This is a genomic window from Caballeronia sp. M23-90, assembly GCF_053574605.1.
The window spans coordinates 1-5,765 of record NZ_JBSIPA010000418.1 but is presented as its reverse complement, the minus strand read 5'-3'; the positions used below and the strand labels follow the sequence as shown (position 1 = coordinate 5,765).

The following is a 5,765-nucleotide window of genomic DNA, read 5'->3' as shown; positions in this document are numbered from 1 at the left end:
TTGGCGTCTCGACCGCCGCGCGATGCGCGATCGTGCAGCCCAGCTCATTGATGAATTCAACGTGCGGCCGCCGCTTCCTGAACGCGCCATCGGCACACTCTCGGGCGGCAACGTGCAGCGCGCGGTGCTGGCTCGCGAACTGGGTCAACCCGTCGACGTACTGATCGTCGCGAATCCGGTGTTTGGTCTCGACTTTGCATCGGTGGCTGACATTCACGCACGCATCATGGCCGCACGCGATGCCGGCGCAGCGGTCCTGCTGGTCAGCGAAGATCTCGACGAATTGCTGGAACTGGCGGATCGTATCGCGGTGATCGCGGAAGGCGAACTCGTGTTCGAGACATCCGCCGCAAACGCAGATCGTGCAACGCTCGGTCATTACATGGCGGGACATGGCGATACGGTCGCGCAAACCGTGCCTGCAGCCGAACCTTTGAAGGAGGTCATTGAATGAGCTCGAGTGGATTGGGCGGATTGAACAAGTCGCCAAACGGCATCGTGGTCGGACTGGTGCAATTGCAGAATCCGGATGTCGCGACGCGCGAAGAACTCGCTGCACAGACGCAGAAGATCGTGGCAATGGTCGGCAAGGCGCGACGCAACAATCCGGCGATGGACCTCGTCGTGTTTCCGGAGTACGCGCTACATGGTCTCTCCATGCGCACGGATGACGCCATCATGTGTACGCTCGATGGTCCCGAAGTAGCGGCGTTCAAGGCAGCGTGTATCGAGCACAGGATCTGGGGCTGCTTCTCGATCATGGAACTCAACCCGGGCGGCAATCCGTACAACAGCGGACTGATCATCGACGATACCGGCGAGGTCAGACTTTATTATCGCAAGCTGCATCCATGGGTGCCAGTCGAGCCGTGGGAGCCTGGAAACATAGGGGTTCCGGTGTGCATCGGGCCGAAGGGTGCGGTGCTTTCGCTCATCATCTGCCACGACGGCATGTTCCCCGAGATGGCGCGCGAAGCCGCGTACAAGGGCGCGGAAATCATTCTGCGCACAGCGGGATATACCGCGCCGATACGCCACGCATGGCGTATCACGAACCAGTCGAACGCATTCCAGAACCTCGCGCAAACGGCAAGCGTGTGTCTCTGCGGCACCGACGGCAGTTTTGATTCCATGGGCGAAGGTATGTTCTGCGATTTCGATGGCACGGTGATGGTGGACGGCAGTCACCGGCCGGACGAAATCATCACTTGTGAAATGCGGCCTGACCTCGTTCGCGAAGCGCGCTTGAACTGGGGCGTCGAGAACAACATCTATCAGTTCGGGCATCGCGGATATGTTGCCGTGAAGGGCGGCGCGCAGGATTGCCCGTACACGTTCATGCATGACATGGTGCATGGTGAATATCGGTTGCCATGGGAAGACGGCGTGAAGGTAACAGACGGAACGTCCTGCGGTTTCGCGCCACCCGAGCGCACCTACAAGGGCAAGTCATGACGTTGCCGATCAACCAGCCCGAGGTGATCGCACAAGTGTGCGCGGCGTTCGTCGAATATGAACGCGCGCTGGTCGCCAACGACATCGAGACCATGAATGCACTGTTCTGGAATGCAACCGAGACCGTGCGTTATGGCATTGCCGAGATCCAGCATGGGGGCGACGCCATCCGCCAATGGCGCGAGACGTGCGCGCCGGTGCCGGCTTCGCGCAAGTTGCACCGGACCATCGTCACGACTTTTGGCACGGACTTCGCAACCGTCAGCACTGAATTCACGAGCGATACCACGCCGTTGATCGGAAGGCAGATGCAAAGCTGGGCTCGCATTGGCGATGACGGCAACTGGAAAATCGTCGCCGCGCACGTCAGCCTGATTCCCGAACCCTGAAACGCCGATAATAAGAACAAACGGGAGCGCGAATGCAGGAAGACACGATTGAAGCGGGTATTGAAATAGTTGAGCCGAACGCGGCCAATCCCCTTGCCGAACAGGTTTATCAGCGGCTGAAGCACGACATCTTCAACTTCAGGCTGTTTCCGGGCGACCGCTTTTCTGAGAACGGTATCGCGCAGTATTACGGTGTATCGCGCACGCCCATGCGCGACGGCCTGTTCCGCCTGCAACGCGAGGGTTACCTCGAAGTAGGTTTCCGGCGCGGCTGGAAGGTCGCGACGATCGACTTCAATCAGATGGACCAGCTCTACGATCTGCGCATCGTGCTCGAACTCGCCGCGCTCGAACGAATGACTGCGGGCGGCGACGCGGCGCGCGTTGCTATCGATGCGCTCAAGGCAATCTGGTGCGTCGAGCCCGAAGCCCGTGAATCCGACGCCGTGAAAATGTTTGGCATGGACGAGGATTTTCATCGGCGAGTGGTGTCCGCAACGGGGAATGCCGAGATGGTCCGCGTGCATAACGATGTGACAGAACGCATCCGCATCGTGCGCCGCCTCGATTTTCTGAAGCCGCACAGGACCAGCGCGACTTACGACGAACATTCGACCATGCTGCATCTGATCGAACGCAAACGCCTGACTGAGGCATCCATCTTGCTGCGTGCCCATATCACGCAGAGCAAGCTGGAAGTCCGGAAGATCACCGTCTCAATGCTCGATGCAGCTCGTGATGTAAAGCTGCCATTCGTGTCGTAGGTCATCCTGGCCGCCGGTTCGGTCTGCCAAAAACACTGTACGGGTGTACAGTATCGGATACTTCCGCAGTTATCTCATCGAAGTGCTTTGCACAGCAGCGGCTCCAGCGCGAGCCGTACGCGGTACCGACGCTTCGGTGGACGATCTAACTCATTGAACCGGTTAGGAAAAATTGGCATCCAACAACGCAATCCGCATTCGCGGCGCTCGCCAGCACAATCTCAAGAATATCGACCTGGACCTGTACACGGGCCAGATGACCGTGGTGACCGGTCCCTCCGGCTCGGGTAAATCGAGCCTTGTTTTCGACACGCTCTACGCCGAAGGCCAGCGTCGATATGTCGAAACGTTCAGCGCCTACGCGCGGCAATTCCTCGACCGGATGGATCGTCCGCAGGTGGATCGCGTGGACGGCGTGCCGCCGGCGATTGCCATCGACCAGACGAATCCGGTGCGCAGTTCGCGCTCGACTGTCGGCACGATGACCGAGCTGAACGATCACCTGAAGCTGTTCTATGCGCGCGCTGCCGAGCTCTTCGATAAAAAGACCTCGCATCAGGTCCGGCATGACACGCCGGAGACCATCTACGTCGAATTGCTGGAGCGCACGAAGGCGAACGATCCGCGTATTGCGATCACGTTCCCGGTCGAGCTGCCCGAGTCCGCGAGCGACGAAGAAGTCGCGCAATGGCTTTCCGCGAGCGGTTATACGCGCGTGCAGGCCAAGCGGCATCAGGACGGCCGGCAGATGCTCGATGTGGTCGCCGACAGGTTCCGTTTGCAGAACACGGAACGGTCGCGGGCGCTCGAGGCGATCGAAGGCGCGTTGCTGCGCGGCACGGGGCGTGTGAATGTGTATGTGTTGCCGGAGCCGGGCGCGGAAGACAGCGACAAGCCAACGGACGTTCCCACGTGGCGCTTCTCCACCGGCCTTCACAGCCCGGAAAGCGATATTCGCTACGCCGATCCGCAACCCGCGTTGTTCTCGTTCAACTCGGCGTACGGCGCGTGCGAAACGTGCCGTGGATTTGGCCGCGTGATCGGCGTGGATCTCGGTCTCGTGATCCCCGATGAACGCAAGACGCTGCGCGGCGGCGCGATCAAGACGATGCAGACGCCCGCATGGCAGGAAAATCAGGACGACCTGTTGCGCTACGGCGCGAAGGCCGGCATTCGGCTTGGGGTGCCCTGGAGCGACCTGACGCAAAAGGAACGCGACTGGGTGATCAACGGTTCGCCGGACTGGACGGGCAAGTGGCAGAACCAGTGGTACGGCGTGCAGCGTTTCTTCGATTACCTGGAATCGAAGGCGTACAAGATGCACATCCGCGTGCTGCTGTCGAAATATCGCAGCTATACGAAGTGTCCGGTGTGCGAAGGCGCGCGGCTGAAAACCGAAGCGCTGCTGTGGCGTCTTGGTACGAAGGACCAGGCGGACGCCGTGTTAAGTCCGGCCGATCGTTTCCTGCCGGCCGGCGTGGAATGGACACGTCCGCAACTCGAAGCGCTGCCCGGCCTCACGCTGCACGACCTGATGCTGATGCCGATCGACCGGATTCGCCGGTTCTTCGATTCGCTGACACTGCCAAGCACGTTGCTCGACGACGCGCTCAAGCTGCTGCACAACGAAGTCCGCACCCGCCTCAAGTATCTTTGCGATGTCGGCCTCGGTTACCTCACGCTGGATCGCCAGAGCCGCACGCTGTCGGGCGGCGAAGTGCAGCGGATCAACCTGACGACCGCGCTCGGCACGTCGCTCGTGAACACGCTGTTCGTGCTCGATGAACCGAGCATCGGCTTGCATCCGCGCGACCTGAACCGGATTGTCGAGGCAATGCACCGGCTGCGCGATGCGGGCAACACGCTGGTGGTCGTCGAGCACGATCCGTCGGTGATGCTGGCGGCGGATCGTCTTATCGATATGGGTCCGGGCCCCGGCGAACGCGGCGGCTCGATCGTGTATGACGGATCGCCGAACGACATTGAACATAGCGACACGCTCACTGGCGCTTATCTTGGCGGCCGCAAGCACGTAGCGCATGTGTCGAACTGGCAGCGCCGCGCAGTCGATGCAAAGACGCCGCGGCTCGTGCTCGAAGGTGCGACGCAACACAACCTGCGCGATGTCACGGTCGAGATTCCGCTGCAGCGTCTGGTGTGCGTGACGGGGGTATCGGGTTCGGGCAAATCGACGCTGATCCAGGATGTCCTCGCGCCAGCCTTGCTGCGTCATTTCGGCAAGGCAACGGAAACGCCGGGCGCATTTCGCGCGCTGAAAGGCGCGGACGAATTAAGCGAAGTGATCTTCGTGGATCAGTCGCCGATCGGTCGCACGGCGCGTTCGAATCCGGCGAGCTACGTTGGCGCTTTCGATGAAATTCGCAAGCTCTTCGCAAAGGCGCCGCTGGCGGCGCAACGCGGTTACAGCGCGGGCATGTTCAGCTTCAACTCCGGCGACGGCCGTTGCCCGACCTGCGGCGGCTCGGGCTTCGAGCACGTGGAAATGCAGTTCCTGAGCGATGTGTATTTGCGTTGCCCGGATTGCGATGGCCGGCGGTATCGTGCGGAAATCCTCGATGTGCAGATCGAGCGCGATGGCCGTTCCCTGAGCGTCGCCGATGTGCTCGACCTGACCGTCAGCGAAGCCGTCGCATGTTTCGCCAAGGACAAGGAAGTGCTGCGGGTGTTGCAGCCTATCGTGGACGTTGGACTTGAATACGTGAAGCTCGGACAGCCCGTCCCGACGCTTTCCGGCGGCGAAGCGCAACGCCTCAAACTGGCGGGTTTCCTCGCGGAAACGGCACAAGCGAGCGGCAACAAGCCGGGCCGTCTGTTCATGTTCGACGAACCCACGACCGGTCTTCACTTCGATGACATCGCCAAGCTCATGCAAGCGCTTCGGCGTCTGCTGGAACGCGGCCATTCGCTGATCGTGATCGAGCACAACCTCGACGTGATCCGCGCGGCCGACTGGATCATCGATCTGGGTCCTGAAGGTGGTGACGCAGGCGGCCTGGTGGTTTGCGTAGGCACACCGGACGATGTCTCCGCTTGTGAACAATCGCACACGGGCAAGGCCTTGCTCGATTACGAGGAAGCCATGGCGCCGGGCGCCGCGCAGAAGCGGGCATCGGGCGTGCCGTTGCAGCTTGCGGCA

The 5,765-nt window shown here is 61.0% G+C and carries 4 protein-coding genes and 1 pseudogene; all 5 read left to right on the top strand.

All coding sequences use genetic code 11. The features are described 5' to 3' along the window. Positions 1–454, top strand: a pseudogene (locus tag ACRXB1_RS28710) (ABC transporter ATP-binding protein); the annotation flags it as partial. Then, on the top strand, positions 451–1,455 hold the full coding sequence (locus tag ACRXB1_RS28705) for a formamidase (RefSeq protein ID WP_449493957.1): 1,005 nt from the start codon (positions 451–453) through the stop codon (positions 1,453–1,455). The pseudogene ACRXB1_RS28710 and the gene ACRXB1_RS28705, both read left to right, overlap by 4 nt. Continuing rightward, on the top strand, positions 1,452–1,844 hold the full coding sequence (hpxZ, locus tag ACRXB1_RS28700) for an oxalurate catabolism protein HpxZ (protein WP_449493956.1): 393 nt from the start codon (positions 1,452–1,454) through the stop codon (positions 1,842–1,844). The genes ACRXB1_RS28705 and hpxZ overlap by 4 nt, the downstream gene beginning before the upstream one ends. A 32-nt stretch (positions 1,845–1,876) precedes the next feature. Next, positions 1,877–2,608, top strand: coding sequence for a GntR family transcriptional regulator (locus ACRXB1_RS28695; protein WP_062172455.1), 732 nt, complete (start codon positions 1,877–1,879; stop codon positions 2,606–2,608). A gap of 172 nt (positions 2,609–2,780) precedes the next feature. Next, positions 2,781–5,765: excinuclease ABC subunit UvrA (uvrA, locus tag ACRXB1_RS28690; protein ID WP_449493955.1), on the top strand; the 2,985-nt coding region annotated here is incomplete at its 3' end.

Coding starts and splice junctions, on each gene's coding strand:
- ACRXB1_RS28705 (WP_449493957.1), top strand. CDS start 451: ATGAGCTCGAGTGGATTGGGCGGATTGAACAAGTCGCCAAACGGCATC.
- hpxZ (WP_449493956.1), top strand. CDS start 1,452: ATGACGTTGCCGATCAACCAGCCCGAGGTGATCGCACAAGTGTGCGCG.
- ACRXB1_RS28695 (WP_062172455.1), top strand. CDS start 1,877: ATGCAGGAAGACACGATTGAAGCGGGTATTGAAATAGTTGAGCCGAAC.